Genomic DNA, 16,236 nt, shown 5'->3' on the forward strand with positions numbered 1-16,236 from the left:
CGGGATTATAGAAGTTAATCATGGTATAATAGGCGTAGCTCTTTATGAGTTGCGTCTTTTTTTGCTTCTCTGCATTCGTTAAGGAGTTATTGCTTTAATTAGAAATAATTTCTAATTAGTTCTCCGGTCGCTTGCGGAAATACTTAAAATTAAGGTACTATTTTTCTAAGGTCACTTATGATTTTTAGAATCTTCGGTCAAACGTAACTCTCTAAATATCAGGAATGACGGAGTGTGAATCATGAAAATCTTTGTAGGGTTAGGAAACCCGGGTAAGCAATATGAAAAAACACGGCATAATGTCGGGTTTGAAGTGATAGATGAGTTAGCTAAAAATTGGTCCATTTCACTTGACCAAGCCAAGCATAAAGGCATTTATGGTGTGGGAATGGTGCGGGGCGAGAAGGTCTTACTACTTAAGCCTTTAACCTACATGAATTTGTCGGGAGAATCCATATCGGCCGTCATGCAATTTTTCAAAGTGGACGTATCGGATGTTATCATCATTTATGATGATCTTGACTTACCGCCCGGAAAAGTACGGCTTCGTCAAAAAGGAAGTGCAGGCGGACATAATGGGATTAAATCAACCATTGCCCATTTAGGTACCCAGGACTTCAATCGAATTAGAATAGGGATTGGCCGTCCAGTCGGTCGTATTCCAGTGCCTGATTATGTCTTGGGCCGGTTTTCTAAAGAAGATTGGGATCATGTCGGGGCTACAATCGAAAAAAGTGCAGCCGCCTGTGAAACATGGCTAGAAAAACCATTTACTCAGGTCATGAACGAATATAACCAATAAGGTTAGAGTAGATATAAGATAAGGAGAAATTTCTTTCTGTTTCGCTGAATAAATCTCCCCTATTTTAGTACATACTAACGGTATTATTAAATAGGGGGTTATCGAATATGGCTCTCCATTATCGTTGCCGGCATTGCGGAACTAAATTAGGTTCACTTGAGCATGACGCATTGACCGCGGAGCAGTTGGGGTTTAATCAACTTACTGATGAAGACCGTCAAGAGATGATCGTTTATGATTCCGAAGGGGATATGCATGTGAAGGCAATATGTGAAGAATGTTATAATTCACTGCAAAATAACCCAGAATATTATGAAAGCGATTATATTATTCATTAGCGGGAGAGGGCTTTGGACAAAAATCCAAAGCATTTTTCCGTTCATTTTAGTATATATGGATTGAAAAATAGAGAATAGGTTTGATTCGGTTATAGAGAGAGTAAATACAATCAAAAGGATTTACGCATGATCAAGAGAGGAGGGACAGACTGTGGATGGATTACAACACTTGTTCTCTAAACAAGATGATGTTCATTCGTTAATAGCAGGCATAGACGAAGGATTAAAAGAACAAATGGTATCTGGCTTGACTGGTTCTTCAAGATCACTTCTGCTGGCATCTGTATATGAGAAGACGAACAGACCAATCTTAGTAGTGACCCATAACCTACTACAAGCTCAAAAGTTCCAGGAGGATTTATCGAGTTTTATCCCGGAAGATGAGCTATTTATATATCCAGCCAATGAATTAATTGCTGCAGACATGAGTGTGGCCAGTCCTGAATTACGGGCACAACGCGTAGAAGCATTGAATTTCTGGGCAAAAGGTAAGAAAGGAATTGTCATTGCACCGATTCCTGGTGTCCGCAGAATACTTCCTCCGAAAGATGTTTGGAAGAAGCATCAGCTTTCCTTTAAATTAGGTGAAGAAATCAATCTGGAATCCACATTGGGTAAATTCATCGCTATGGGGTACAATCGGGCTGAAATGGTGTCTACCCCTGGGGAATTCAGCATCCGGGGCGGTATCATCGATATCTATCCGATAACGGATCCGGACCCTATTCGGATTGAGTTATTCGATACGGAGATTGATTCTATTAGAACGTTCTCATCAGAAGATCAGCGCTCCATTAAAAAGCTTCAGACCGTAACAATCGGCCCGGTTAGCGAAGCTCTATTGGAAACAATTCATATTGAATCCATTATTTCGAAACTTGAAAGCGGATTAAGTAAGAGCTTGAAAAAGGTAAAAGATGAAAAAACGAAAGAACAATTGGTCCAAACCATCAGCTATGAACTTGAGCAGCTTAAGGACGGTAATAAGCCTGATCAAATCTACAAATACCTAAGTTTAGCATATGATAAACCAGCTAGTTTAATAGATTATCTTCCCGTAAATGGATTGGTGTTCCTGGATGAAATCAGTAGAATCCAAGAACTTAATGATTCTTTGGAAAAGGAAGAGGCAACATGGTATACAGACCTTATAAGTCGGGGGCAGATTATCCATGATATACAAATGGCCCATCCAATGCATGAATTAATTGCAAAATCAAATCGGCCGTTTGTGTACCTTTCTTTGTTTTTACGTCATGTGCCGCATACGAACCCTCAAAACATCCTTAATTTTTCCAGTAAGCAAATGCAGAATTTCCATGGACAGATGAATGTATTCAAGGCAGAACTGGAACGTTGGAAAAAAGGGAATTTTACGGTGATCATTCTTGGGCAAGATGAGGAACGAGTAAAAAAGCTCCATTCCATATTAGCAGATTATGATATCGAAGCGGCAGAACTCCTGGATGCAAACAGCATCCTTCCTGGAAAGGTGCAGATATTACGCGGCAGCCTTAATAGCGGTTTTGAATTGCCAATGCAGAAATTCAGCATTATTACGGAAACTGAATTGTTTAATAAGAAGACAAAAAAGTCGATTCGCAGGCAAAAACTATCAAATGCGGAACGGATCAAAAGTTATTCCGAGTTGAAAATCGGTGATTACGTCGTTCATGTCAATCACGGGATTGGTAAATACTTAGGAATTGAAACGCTAACGATAAACGGGGTACATAAGGACTATCTGCATATCAAGTACCAAGCGGATGACAAATTATATGTTCCTGTTGATCAAATTAACCTTGTTCAAAAGTATGTTGGTTCAGAAGGTAAAGAACCGAAGCTTTATAAGTTAGGCGGAACAGAATGGAAACGTGTAAAAAGTAAGGTTCAGTCTTCTGTGGAGAACATTGCAGATGATCTAATTAAACTCTATGCAGAACGAGAAGCAGCAAAAGGTTATGCCTTTTCCCCTGACGGCGATATGCAGCGGCAATTCGAAACTTCATTCGCCTATAATGAAACGGAAGATCAACTGCGATCCATTACCGAGATTAAAAAGGATATGGAACGTGAAAGGCCGATGGACCGTTTGCTATGTGGTGATGTGGGTTATGGAAAGACGGAGGTGGCCATTCGTGCCGCTTTTAAAGCAATCATGGATGGTAAGCAGGTCGCTTTCCTTGTTCCGACCACGATTCTTGCTCAACAGCACTATGAAACATTGAGGGAGAGATTCCAGGAGTATCCAATATTCATAGGGCTAATGAGTCGCTTCCGTACAAAAAAACAGCAAACGGAAACGATAAAGGGAATAAAAGCTGGCACAGTGGACATCGTTGTCGGCACACACAGAATTCTATCTAAGGATTTGGTATATCGTGATTTAGGCTTGCTGGTGATTGATGAGGAACAACGCTTCGGTGTAACTCACAAAGAAAAAATAAAACGATTGAAAACCAATGTCGATGTATTGACTTTGACTGCTACGCCTATTCCAAGGACTCTTCATATGTCGATGCTGGGTGTTCGTGATTTATCCGTCATAGAGACACCTCCGGAAAATCGTTTTCCAATCCAGACCTATGTAATGGAGTATAACGGGGGCTTGGTCAAAGAAGCAATCGAACGTGAGTTAGCGAGAGATGGACAGGTTTATTTTTTATATAATAGGGTAGATGATATAGCAAGAAAAGCAGAAGAAATTTCCATGTTAGTACCGGACGCCCGCGTTACCTTTGCTCACGGACAAATGTCCGAGCAGGAGCTAGAAGCCGTCATGTTTGGTTTTCTAGAGGGAGAATATGATGTTTTAGTAAGCACAACCATCATAGAGACCGGTGTGGATATTCCCAATGTTAATACGCTCATCGTTAATGAAGCAGATAGAATGGGCCTTTCCCAGCTTTATCAGCTACGGGGACGAGTTGGACGTTCAAATCGTGTGGCCTATGCATTCTTTACTTATAGAAAAGATAAAGTGTTGACTGAAGTTGCCGAAAAACGTCTCCAATCTATTAAGGAATTCACCGAACTAGGATCAGGATTCAAAATTGCCATGCGGGATCTATCCATCAGGGGAGCAGGAAATATATTAGGTGCTCAACAGCATGGATTCATCGATTCAGTTGGTTTTGATTTATATTCTCAAATGTTACAAGAGGCTGTTGAGGCAAAACGTTCGGATAAACCAATCGAAGAAAAGTCTACACTTGAAATTGATGTTGAAATTGATGCATACATCCCAGATGCCTACATAATAGACGGACATCAGAAAATAGAAATGTATAAACGATTCAGAGGCGTTGCTTCTCTAGAAGAAGTTGAGGAATTAAAAGAGGAGATGCTCGATCGATTTGGCGAGTACCCGGAAGAGGTTGCTTATCTATTTTTAATCGCTGAAATGAAGGTGTTTGCTAATACGGCTGGTATTGAGAGCATCAAACAGCTTAAACAGGAAATCACCATCCTCCTTAGGGAAGAAGTAAGCAGCATCGTGGACGGTCAAAAGGTCTTTGAGCTTGGCTCGAAATACGGCCGTATGGTTGGCTTCGGTATGGACGGTAATCGAATGAAACTTGTTCTGCACATAAAAGGTGTAGAACAAACCAAGTGGTTACCTATACTTTTCGAGATGACCAAAGGCCTCCAGTTCGTCAAAAAAGAAATACAAGCGACAAAAAATTAATGAGAAGATGGTTCTCTTGAAGAAGCCTTCTGGCACACTTATAAAAAATACATCAAAAAGAAATATTTTTTCAAAGTGTATAGAACTTACCATTAGAAAAATACTAAGTTCAATAGCTGGTGATGTTTTTGCTTTACAAAAGAGGATATATCAAATCAATTAGATGAAAGTGAGGCAACATTAGATGAAAGCAACTGGTATCGTTCGGCGAATTGATGATTTAGGTAGAGTTGTCATCCCAAAAGAAATTCGAAGGACTCTCCGCATCCGTGAAGGTGACCCATTAGAAATCTTCGTGGACAGAGATGGAGAAGTCATTCTAAAGAAATACTCCCCTATTAGTGAACTAGGTGATTTTGCAAGAGAATATGCAGAAGCAATATATGATAGCCTAGGAAATCCAGTTATGATATGTGATCGTGATACTTACATTGCTGTAGCGGGCGGGTCTAAAAAAGACTATTTAAATAAAAGCATCAGTGACTTGGTAGAAAAAATCATGGAGGAAAGAAATCCTGTCCTTGAATCACCGAATGGACAAATTTCCTTCGTGGATTCAAATGATGAAGAAGTTCAATCTTATGCAGCAGCTCCGATCATAGCCAGTGGTGACCCGATAGGTGCGGTTCTGATTTTCTCTAAAGATGGCGCATTAGGTGAAGTTGAACAGAAGTCGGTTGAAACAGCAGCTAGTTTCCTTGCAAGGCAAATGGAACAGTAAGTCAGGAAATGCAATTATATATATGGATGTGTAAAGGGCAGCGATCGCTGTCCTTTTTGTTCTTTTAAAAAAAGATCATAACAGGGAGTCCCATGAATAAATGGAGTCGTGCTTTTGCTGGAGGATCGTGTTAAGAGGAGGGGACCCTGTAAGTAAAATAACTTCTACAAATTGTGCTATAATAACAACCACATATAAGTGAAAAGGGGAAAAAGAATGGCTGAAAAGCCTTATAAAACTTCAAGGGACATCTTTCGAGGAGCCTTGATTTTAAGTGCTGCGGCCATTATCGTGAAAATTTTGAGTGCAGCCTATCGCATTCCATATCAAAATGTCGCCGGGGATATCGGGTTCTATATTTATCAACAGGTATATCCTTTTTACGGAGTGGCTTTGACACTCTCTACGCTTGGTTTTCCCGTTGTTATATCAAAACTCATTGCAGAACGGGGCTCTTCCGAAAATGACTACACGATAAAAGACATTCTGTCGACTGCTTTGGTTGTTTTAGGTTCCATCGGTTTATTGTTATTCGTGGCTCTATTTCTCGGAGCAGATTGGATTGCGGGGATCATGAGAGACCCAGAGTTATCAGGGCTTTTGAAAATCATCGCATTTTCCTATTTACTCATGCCGTTTTCATCCGTTTTAAGAGGATTCTTTCAAGGGAAAAATGATATGATTCCCACGGCTGGCTCCCAGGTCGCTGAACAAAGTATCCGGGTTGTAACCATCCTTGTATTATCGACACTGTTTGTGCATATGGGCTATTCTCTGTATGATGTCGGTAAGGGCGCGGTCTTCGGTTCGATTACGGGAGGGATATCGGGGCTTGTTCTGTTGTTTGCCTTCGTGCTTTTGAGACGGGAGTGGAAGCTGTTTAAGCCAATGGGTGTTAAGAGGCCCCACTTCATTCGTATTTCCAGGAGCTTAATCTTTCAAGGTTTCGCCTTTTGTGTGACCGGGCTTATACTCATCCTGTTTCAATTTGTGGATTCCTTGCACCTCTACTCGCTATTGAGAGGGTCCGGGATGGGTGAAGGAGAAGCCAAAGGGTGGAAAGGGGTCTATGACCGGGGACAACCTTTGCTTCAGTTGGGGACCGTCGTGGCGAACTCTTTTGCATTGGCGCTTGTCCCTGTTATCTCCGGGTTTGTCCGGGACCGTAATGATCAAGAAATTCTAGGAAAGGTTAGATTGGTGTTGCGTGTGAGTGCAACGATTGGATTGGCTGCCGCCGTGGGTTTGATGGCAACGATGAGACCGGTCAATTACATGTTGTTCACAGACTCAAAAGGTACAGTCACCTTAGCCATCTATTCCATATCGATATTATTTACGTCACTAATCATGGCAAAAGCTGCGGTGATACAATGTCTGGGTCATTCGGTAGCCCCGGTAATCATCACGCTAATCGGGGTAGGGAGCAAGTGGCTATTAGATCTTGCCCTTATCCCTCGCTATCACATTGCAGGGGCGGCATGTGCTACCGTTCTGGCTTTCTTTATCATGACGATTTTGTTTTATATAGTAGTAAAGGTACATATCAAAAAGCCTTTATTTGAAAAGAGGCACCTGCATATTATTTTAGGAAGTACGGCTTGCATGGGATTGGCAGTCCTGCTATTCAATGAAGCATTCCGCTGGGTGATGCCACCTGAAGAAAGTAGGATGCTTGCTACATTCCAAGCATTAGGCGGAGTGGGCATGGGAGCGGTGATCTTTTTATTCATGATCATCCGTACTGGGTTGTTCACGGAAGAGGAGCTTGCCTTGATACCAGCAGGGTTAAAAGTTAAACGGCTTATTAAAAAGAAGAATCGAGGTACTGAAAATGTTGACGAATGAGATAACGATTATAGGTCTTGGTGCGGGCGATTTAGACCAGCTCCCATATGGAATCTATAAGAAACTGACTCAAACAAAGGAATGCTTCGTCCGGACAATGGACCACCCGGTCATCACGGATTTGACGGCGCTAGGAACTAAGTTCCTTTCTTTTGATTCAATATATGAAAAACATGACCAGTTCGAAGCTGTATACGAGGAAATATCAGAGACGTTATTAAGCGAAGCCATGAATGGTCCTGTTCTATACGCTGTACCAGGCCACCCGATGGTTGCCGAGAAGACGGTCCAGCTCTTACTGGAGAAAGGACCGGACCGTGGAGTTGCCATCAAGCTTGAAGGTGGTCAAAGCTTCCTTGATCCTCTATTCCAGGCCGTGAAGATTGATCCGATTGAAGGATTTCAACTTCTGGATGGAACGGATCTTTCCCCGGACGACTTACATATCCGGCAACACATGATCATCGGGCAGGTATACGATGCCTTCAGTGCTTCTAACGTGAAATTGACGCTGATGGAGAAGCTTCCTGATGACTATACAGTGTATATCGTAACAGCGGCAGGAAGTAGCGAGGAAAAGGTTACCCAATGTGCGCTTTATGAGTTAGATCGGCAAATGGAACTGAGCAACCTAACGAGTGTTTATGTACCGCCCGTTAAAGAAGAGGCCTTGCAGTACCGGGAATTTTCCAAGCTTCGTCAAATCATTGCGCAGCTTAGAGGACCTGATGGATGTCCGTGGGATAAGAAACAAACACATGATAGCCTAAAAAAATATTTAATAGAAGAGGCTTATGAACTGATAGACTCAATCGATGAAGAAGATGATGAAGGAATGATTGGGGAATTGGGGGACGTGCTGCTACAAGTGATGCTTCACGCGCAAATTGGTGAAGATGAAGGCATGTTCACTATAGATGATATAATTGGCGGGATTTCGGCTAAAATGGTCCGGCGCCATCCTCATGTGTTCGGAGATGTAGAAGTGAGTGGCGAGGAAGACGTTTTAGTGAACTGGCAGAAAATCAAAGAAGAAGAAAACGGACAAGACGCAGACAGGGATGTCTCCCTTTTAGATGGTGTGGAGAAATCACTGCCAAACTTGCTTCGTGCCGAGGATTATCAGAAAAGGGCAGCGAAGGTCGGGTTCGACTGGGGAGAGGTTTCCGAAGCATGGAAAAAGGTTATAGAAGAAGTGCAAGAATTTGAAGACGAAATGAAGGATCCTAACCCAAATAAAGATCGGATAAAGTCCGAATTGGGCGACCTCTTTTTTGCGCTTGTCAATGTTTCACGCTATTATGACATACAAGCAGAAGAAGCTGTCCATAAGGCAAATCTTAAGTTTTATAAACGGTTTACATATATAGAAGAATGTATCAAAAAGGAGGAAAAGAATTTCTCTGATTATACACTGGAGGAATTGGATTCCTATTGGAATGAAGCCAAAGCAAAAGGACTTTAAATTATAAGGGGATGTAAACATGCCAATGAGATTAGATAAATTCCTTAAGGTATCAAGATTAATCAAGCGAAGGACCCTTGCGAAAGAAGTTGCGGATAAAGGTCGTATCACCATCAATGGGCAACAGGCAAAGGCGAGTTCAAATGTAAAAGAGGGTGACGAATTAACGGTGCGTTTTGGTCAAAAGTTGGTTACCGTCCGCGTAGAGAAAATCCAGGAAACGACGAAGAAAGAAGCAGCCGCCGAGATGTTTTCAATCATTAAGGAAGAAAAGCTGGCAGAAGAGTAGGGACAGGCTTGTTCTAATTCATCCCATCTGCACATACACTTGTACAAAATCAATGGTATTGTGAGGGATGGAAATGAGCCAATATATTGATCCAAATGCTGGTTATACAAAAGGAACGATTCAGGAACATGATGTCACGATGAAGGGCCGTCGTTTATTGGATATTACCGGGGTGAAACAAGTGGAAAGTTTCGATAACGAAGAGTTTCTGCTTGAAACATCCATGGGCTTCTTATCTATTCGTGGACAAAATTTACAAATGAAGAATCTAGATGTGGATAAAGGGATTGTTTCAATCAAGGGGAAGGTATTTGACCTCGTATACTTAGATGAACAATCTGGGGAGAAAGCTAAAGGCTTCTTTGGCAAATTGTTCAAATGACCCTGACGATTCAATTTTATACGTTGCTTGCGATGATTGGAATGGGCAGTTTGTTTGGCGCTGCCCTAGATACGTATAACCATTTCTTGAAGCGTTCAGAGAGGAATAATTGGATTGTTTTCCTCCATGACTTTCTTTTCTGGATCATTCAAGGCCTAGTCATTTTTTATGTCCTGTTTTTAGTGAATGAGGGTGAGCTACGCCTCTATTTATTTTTGGCCTTATTATGCGGATTTTCTGCCTACCAAGCTCTTTTTAAAGATTTGTATCTTCGATTATTGTCATTTGTCATTTCTTTGGTGGTCAAGCTGTTTAGATTTCTAACAGAACTGGTCCGCCTGGTACTATTTGAGCCAATTAAATGGATAATCATGACCATGTTTGTATTCATCATGGGGATAGGCAAGGGTGTCGGAACGCTTTTAAAAGGGATAGGTAAAGTGATTCTCTTTGTATTAAATATATTCTGGAAGCCTCTAAAATGGATATTTTTAAAAATGTGGAATTTATTTCCGGTTTTTGTTACAAAAAATGGCGAGAAGTTTTATAATAAAGGCAAAGGGATTTTATTGAAAATGAAGAATTCTATTAGTGAGACAATCCATAAATGGAGAAAAAGAAGAAAATGAGGAGTGATAGGACCATGAGCAGCCTCAAGAAAAGGAATGTAGCAAAAATCGAAAATCCTTATGTCGCTCAACAAGAGAAAAAGGTACAAACAGTCAAAAAAAAGAAACGTGGTTTAGTCCGCCGACTAACGCTATATTCCGTTTTCGCTGCTATCTTTTTGATTGTGGCTGTGTCCACTCTCGTTACGCAGAATATTGCCTTAGATGAAAAAGTACAGCAAAAGGAAGAACTAGAAGGAAAGTTAGCGAAAATGGAAAAGAAAGAGACACTTCTTAAAGAAGAGATCGTAAAACTGAATGATGAGGAGTACATCGCAAAGATCGCGAGAAGGGATTACTTCCTATCAGATAAGGGAGAAGTCATCTTCAACCTTCCAAAGGCGAAGGAAGATAGCGACTAATATTGACACTATTTTTTTACTTTAGCTATAATATAAGTGAAGAGATTTTTTAACATTTCTAAGGAGGAACATTTTTTTTATGTCAATCGAAGTAGGCAGCAAGTTACAAGGAAAAGTAACGGGCATTACTAATTTTGGTGCATTTGTAGAGTTAGCCGAGGGTTCTACGGGTCTTGTCCATATCAGTGAAGTAGCGGATAATTATGTCAAAGATATTAATGACCATTTGAAGGTTGGGGACATAGTTGAAGTGAAAGTCATCAATGTGGAAAAGGACGGTAAAATTGGCTTATCCATAAAAAAAGCAATAGACCGACCTGAAGGAGAGAGAAAACCTGCGTATACACCACGTCCGCGCCAGGGAAGAGGGAATGATAATCGTTCGAAAGACTCTCGTTCTAAAGGGAATGGTTTTCAACCTAAGGAAAACTTTGAGCAAAAAATGGCTAAATTCTTAAAAGATAGCGAAGACCGCTTAACGACACTCAAGCGAAGCACCGAAACAAAGCGTGGAGGGCGCGGAGGAAGACGCGGATAAACTTGCTGCTGAAATGGATTAGCAACTTTTCTGTTAATAATTCATAGTATGAATACAAATATAGATCATGGATAAAGGCAAGCCTACTAGGCTTGCCTTCTTTTAATATAGTGATAGGTTCAAAAAACTGATCTTAGCTATGGCAAAAAGACTTATGCCAACTAAAAAGCGCCTCGGTTTACTCTCCTAATGAAGAGGGAACCGAGGCGCTTTTTTTTATGGGATGACCCGTACGGGAATCGAACCCGTGTTACCGCCGTGAAAGGGCGGTGTCTTAACCGCTTGACCAACGGGCCAGAATTAGTAAAAAGATAGCGGCAGAGGGGATCGAACCCCCGACCTCACGGGTATGAACCGTACGCTCTAGCCAGCTGAGCTACGCCGCCATAATGATAAGTGCTACTGAAGCACAAGTTATATCTTACAGTCGTGCTAGAGGATTGTCAACAGAAAAAAGAAAAAATGTCACTTTCCAAATTTAACTTAAATATTCAGGGCATTTTCCACAAAAATAACCTAAAAACTTTGCTTTTCTTCAGAAATAAAAGAACGCCTGTTCCTCTATTTAAGAAAAGCGTTTAAAAACCTGTATACAAATGAACGTTCAAGAAGAATTTCGTCGAACGTTTTTTAGTACGACTTATAAAATTCTGACAAAAAAATAGAGATGTCCTCTATATAATAAAAATCAATAATACGAATGGGGTGTTGAAATGGAGAAAATCGAAAGACCTATGATGGAACCGCTTGGAGATGTTCAGTTAAAGGAAGCGAAGGATGGTGCGATCAATTGGATTCAGACGCTTCAGGCAAAAACGGATGACATATTTATAAAGAAGGGAATTTCATTAGCCATTATCGGTTTTTTATTAGGACGAGCCTTGATTCTTTCACAATTATCACCATTTGCCCTTCCGTTTTTCGCTGCTGTGTTTCTCATGCGTCGTGATCGAGCGCCACTTGCACTATTCGGTTTAATTGCAGGGGGGCTGACCATTCATTACTCCAATAGTTTAGTGATCTTTGCATCCGCGTTCCTGCTCCTTCTTTTTAATAAGATTAAGAGACCGGGAGTTGAAGGACAGTTCAAGACGATGTCGATGTATGTGTTCGCTTCACTCTTCCTGGTCAACCTGGCCCAGCAATATCTGGTCTTCCGAACGATTCAGCTATACGACATGATGATGATCGGGGTGGAGGCGGGACTCGCAATGATTCTTACCCTAATATTCATACAGTCCATCCCGCTGCTATCCATACGTAAAAAATCGCAATCATTAAGGACGGAGGAAATCGTCAGTATAATCATCCTGCTTGCATCAGTGATGACCGGGACAATAGGCTGGATGATTTATGATTTATCTCTCGACCATATATTTTCACGATATCTGGTCCTCCTATTCGGGCTGGCAGGAGGGGCCGCCATAGGCTCCACTGTCGGCGTCGTCACCGGTTTAATATTTAGCCTGGCAAGCATCGCGAGTCTCTATCAAATGAGCCTCCTTGCCTTTTCGGGCTTGCTTGGGGGATTACTGAAGGAGGGAAGAAAGGTCGGCGTTGCCGCAGGCCTATTAATTGCAACGCTATTAATAGGCCTGTACGGAGAAGGAACCAACAATATTATGGTCACATTATATGAATCGCTTATTGCCGTCTTATTATTCGTATTAACACCGTCATCCATCATAAATAAAATTGCCAAGCATATACCCGGAACCGCTGAAAATTCAGATGAACAGCAGCAGTATGCCCGGAAAGTGAGGGACGTGACCGCCCAAAGGGTAGAACAGTTCTCACATGTATTCGAGGCGCTTTCCAATAGTTTCTCACAAGTCGATGAAAGAGGAAGAGTGGAGGAGGATGAAAAAGAGTTTGATTACTTTTTAAGCAATGTTACTGAAAAGACCTGTCAGATCTGTTTTAAGAAGGATCAATGCTGGGCCAAGAACTTTAATACAACCTATGATGGAATGCAGGAAATTATGATTCAATTGAGTGAAAATGATGGACAGCTTCCCCAAAAAACGTCAAAGGAGTGGGATAAGTACTGTACGAGAGGTCCGCAGGTCGTAGGGGCGATAGCCCAGGAACTTAATTATTACGAAGCCAATCAAAAACTGAAAAGGCAGGTGAAAGAGAGTAGGAGACTAGTAGCTGATCAGTTACGGGGTGTATCAGCCGTAATGGAGGACTTCGCCAAGGAAATTCAAAGGGAAAGGAAAAATCATCATCTACATGAGGAATCTATAATGGAGGCCATTCAGGATTTTGGTCTAAATATTGGGTATGTGGAGATTTACAGCCTTGAACAGGGAGGTGTCGATATAGAAATGAGCGTCCCTTACTGTCAAGGAAGGGGGGAATGCGAGAAATTGATTGCTCCTATGCTTTCCGATATTTTAGGGGAAACGATTGTTGTTCATTCTGAGGAATGTGCCAAGTATCCACAAGGGCAATGTGAGGTGATATTCAGGTCGGCAAAAAAATTCACGGTTGAAACGGGTGTAGCACATGCTGCAAAGGGAGGAGGGCTTGTATCAGGGGATAGTTATACGACAATGGAAATTGGCGCCGGGAAATATGCGATTGCCATAAGCGACGGGATGGGCAATGGGGAGAGGGCTCATTATGAAAGCACGGAAACATTGAAGTTACTTCAGAAATTTTTACAATCCGGAATAGAAGAAAAGATAGCCATAAAATCTGTAAACTCCGTATTATCTCTGCGAACGACTGATGAAATATTTTCTACTCTTGACCTAGTAATGATTGACCTTCAAGATGCAAAGGCTAGATTTTTAAAAATCTGTTCCATACCAAGCTTTATTAAGAGGGGGGATAAAATCATTAAAATAGAATCCAGTAACCTGCCAATGGGCATTATTCAAGAAGTTGATGTAGATGTCGTATCCGAGGAACTGAGGGATGGCGATATATTGATCATGATGAGTGATGGAGTGTTCGATGGCCCATCTCATGTGGAAAACATTGAGTTTTGGCTTAAACGGAAAATCAAGGAAATGGAAACGGACGACCCACAGGAAATATCTGATCTAATCCTAGAAGAAGTCATACGGACAAAAGGAGTCATAGATGACGACATGACAGTGGTCACTTCGAAAATCAAGCATAATACACCGAAATGGGCATCGATTCCCGTTTCGGCCAAACGAAAAAAAGCCCAATAGAGGAGGAGTGCCTATAAAAACCATAAGGAGGAATCAATGTGCCAAGTTGGTACCTTTTCACCCGATATAACAAGTTCGCAGGAACTAAGATTTACATAGGCAACCAGTCATAGAATGTTGACTGGTTGCCTATGTATTTTATTGTATAAATTCCTCCCTTTTAGTCAAGTATGGTAACAGATTGAAAGGAAGGGAGAGCCAAACATGAAAGCAGGTACATTAAGACAGGTTTTGCTTATAACGGACGGCTGCTCGAATCACGGTGAGGAGCCTGCTTCAGTAGCTGCACTAGCAAGGGAGCAGGGCGTCACCATCAATGTCATAGGAGTATTGGAAAACGATGTAATAGATGAAAAGGGTCTGAAAGAGATCGAGAAAATTGCGGGTGCCGGGGGCGGTGTCAGCCAAATCGTTTATGCTCAACAATTATCACAAACCGTTCAAATGGTGACTCAAAAAGCCATGACGCAAACTATACAAGGAGTTATTAATCGTGAACTTCAACAAATATTAGGTGACTCTAGAACGATGGAAGATCTCCCGCCAGATAAAAGAGGAGAAGTGATGGAGGTGGTCGACGAGCTAGGAGAAACGAGCGAGCTTGAGGTGCTAATCCTTGTCGATACAAGTGCGAGTATGAAACATAAGCTTCCGACCGTGAAGGATTCCTTGTTAGACCTTTCCCTCAGTATGAATGCAAGAATGGGTGATAGCCGGTTTTCCGTCTTTGCATTTCCCGGGAAAAGGAATGATGTGGAAAAACTGCTTGATTGGACGCCGAACTTGGAAGCGTTGACGAAAATATTCTCCAAGCTTAGTACGGGAGGGCTCACACCAACAGGACCAGCAATACGGGAAGCACTTTCTTATTTCAATAAAAAACGTTCGTTGAGGGGATTGTTATCGAATGATGATGAACAATACTTTGAGGAATCTATGTAAGCTCCCCCCTGGAAGTATCATTACTGGAAAGTGGAATAAGAACCATTACACAATTATCAAGGAGTTGGGCTGCGGTGCTAACGGATTTGTTTATCTAGTAGAGAGCAAAAACCGTCATTATGCTCTGAAGCTCAGTGATAATGGGACATCGATCATTTCAGAGATGAATATTCTAAAATCCTTTTCCAAGGTCCAGGGGTCTACCCTTGGACCTTCATTTTTGGAAGCGGATGATTTTATGACCAAAGGAAAGCAACTCCCGTTTTATGTAATGGAGTATATTCACGGTCATGATTTCTTGTATTTCATTGAGAAGAAAGGGTTCTCGTGGATTGGGGTCTTGGCCCTTCAATTATTGACTAGTTTATCTGCCTTGCATGCAAATGGGTGGGTCTTTGGCGATCTAAAGCCAGAGAATTTGATCGTGACTTCCCAGGACTATAAAGTGCGATGTGTAGATGTCGGCGGAACGACCTTGATTGGGAGATCGGTGAAGGAATTCACCGAATTCTTCGATAGGGGATACTGGGGGTTGGGATCAAGAAAGGCTGACCTACAATATGATTTGTTCGCTGTTGCCATGATTATCATCAATTCGGCCTATCCAGCGCGTTTTCAGAAAAAAGGGGAAGGGTATAGTCAACTAACAGACGTGATTAAACAGAAAAAGGAATTGCAACCATATAGAAAGATGCTGGATAAAGCGCTTCTCGGGAAGTATGACTCCGCCTTACGGATGCGTGAGGACCTAGTTGTCTTACTTAGTGACCAGAAGCATTCAAAGAAAAAGACGTCGAGTCAAGGTACTACGAGACAAGCAAGAAGAAGCCAGAGGCAGCCAAAGAAAAAGAAGGGGGGATTTGTAGAGACTTTTTTAGTGGTGGCCGTCATCTCGATAATCTATGTTCTTTACATATATGAACAGTTGTTATGATATAGTTAATAAAGTGTAGAGGTGGAATCTTTGAAACCCATTACACTTTTTAAACGTAGAAACTAATACCT

General features: G+C 41.6%; 14 protein-coding genes and 2 tRNA genes. 14 read left to right on the forward strand and 2 right to left on the reverse strand.

The features are described from left to right. The first annotated feature begins 241 nt into the window (after positions 1-241). The 11 genes from pth to AC503W_RS00355 all read left to right on the forward strand — a co-directional run bounded on the left by pth (position 242) and on the right by AC503W_RS00355 (position 11,101). Entirely contained in the window at positions 242-802 is a 561-nt protein-coding gene (gene pth / locus AC503W_RS00305) for an aminoacyl-tRNA hydrolase (protein ID WP_402875912.1), read from the forward strand. 107 nt (positions 803-909) lie between these two features. Further along, positions 910-1,140, forward strand: coding sequence for an anti-sigma-F factor Fin (gene fin, locus AC503W_RS00310; protein WP_402875914.1), 231 nt, complete (start codon positions 910-912; stop codon positions 1,138-1,140). Between the two features lie 151 nt (positions 1,141-1,291). Continuing rightward, positions 1,292-4,828: a transcription-repair coupling factor gene (gene mfd, locus AC503W_RS00315; protein ID WP_494915665.1), complete on the forward strand. Its 3,537-nt coding sequence runs from the start codon at positions 1,292-1,294 to the stop codon at positions 4,826-4,828. 184 nt (positions 4,829-5,012) lie between these two features. Continuing rightward, the gene (spoVT, locus tag AC503W_RS00320) at positions 5,013-5,549 is read left to right on the forward strand and encodes a stage V sporulation protein T (RefSeq protein ID WP_402875918.1); all 537 of its coding nucleotides are present in this window, start codon (positions 5,013-5,015) and stop codon (positions 5,547-5,549) included. 216 nt (positions 5,550-5,765) lie between these two features. Then, positions 5,766-7,397, forward strand: a complete 1,632-nt coding sequence (locus AC503W_RS00325) for a putative polysaccharide biosynthesis protein (protein ID WP_427689064.1) — start codon at positions 5,766-5,768, stop codon at positions 7,395-7,397. Next, a complete protein-coding gene (yabN, locus tag AC503W_RS00330) occupies positions 7,384-8,862 on the forward strand; it encodes a bifunctional methyltransferase/pyrophosphohydrolase YabN (RefSeq protein ID WP_402875922.1) in 1,479 nt (492 codons plus the stop codon). Before AC503W_RS00325 ends, yabN begins: the two co-directional genes overlap by 14 nt. 25 nt (positions 8,863-8,887) lie before the next feature. Further along, positions 8,888-9,151 carry an RNA-binding S4 domain-containing protein gene (locus AC503W_RS00335; RefSeq protein ID WP_402875960.1) on the forward strand — a complete coding sequence of 88 codons (264 nt, stop codon included), beginning with the start codon at positions 8,888-8,890 and terminating at the stop codon, positions 9,149-9,151. A gap of 73 nt (positions 9,152-9,224) precedes the next feature. Next, entirely contained in the window at positions 9,225-9,533 is a 309-nt protein-coding gene (gene yabP / locus AC503W_RS00340) for a sporulation protein YabP (RefSeq protein ID WP_402875924.1), read from the forward strand. Beyond that, entirely contained in the window at positions 9,530-10,162 is a 633-nt protein-coding gene (gene yabQ, locus AC503W_RS00345) for a spore cortex biosynthesis protein YabQ (RefSeq protein ID WP_427689066.1), read from the forward strand. The genes yabP and yabQ overlap by 4 nt, the downstream gene beginning before the upstream one ends. Before the next feature lie 14 nt (positions 10,163-10,176). Beyond that, positions 10,177-10,563, forward strand: a complete 387-nt coding sequence (locus AC503W_RS00350) for an FtsB family cell division protein (protein ID WP_402991778.1) — start codon at positions 10,177-10,179, stop codon at positions 10,561-10,563. 79 nt (positions 10,564-10,642) lie between these two features. Further along, entirely contained in the window at positions 10,643-11,101 is a 459-nt protein-coding gene (locus tag AC503W_RS00355; protein ID WP_402875930.1) for a S1 domain-containing RNA-binding protein, read from the forward strand. 224 nt (positions 11,102-11,325) lie between these two features. Here AC503W_RS00355 and AC503W_RS00360 read toward each other — a convergent pair. Further along, positions 11,326-11,397 (reverse strand) — tRNA-Glu (locus AC503W_RS00360). A 16-nt stretch (positions 11,398-11,413) separates the two neighbouring features. Continuing rightward, positions 11,414-11,487: transfer RNA gene (locus AC503W_RS00365), tRNA-Met, on the reverse strand. Between the two features lie 327 nt (positions 11,488-11,814). Here AC503W_RS00365 and spoIIE point away from each other — a divergent pair. From spoIIE to prkT, 3 genes are all read left to right on the forward strand, one after another. Beyond that, positions 11,815-14,289: a stage II sporulation protein E gene (gene spoIIE / locus AC503W_RS00370; protein ID WP_402875932.1), complete on the forward strand. Its 2,475-nt coding sequence runs from the start codon at positions 11,815-11,817 to the stop codon at positions 14,287-14,289. Positions 14,290-14,493: 204 nt separating this feature from the next. Further along, the gene (locus AC503W_RS00375; protein ID WP_402875934.1) at positions 14,494-15,231 is read left to right on the forward strand and encodes a VWA domain-containing protein; all 738 of its coding nucleotides are present in this window, start codon (positions 14,494-14,496) and stop codon (positions 15,229-15,231) included. Continuing rightward, entirely contained in the window at positions 15,197-16,165 is a 969-nt protein-coding gene (gene prkT, locus AC503W_RS00380; RefSeq protein WP_427689069.1) for a serine/threonine protein kinase PrkT, read from the forward strand. Before AC503W_RS00375 ends, prkT begins: the two co-directional genes overlap by 35 nt. Positions 16,166-16,236 lie beyond the last annotated feature (71 nt).

This window comes from Peribacillus suis, from assembly GCF_059384845.1.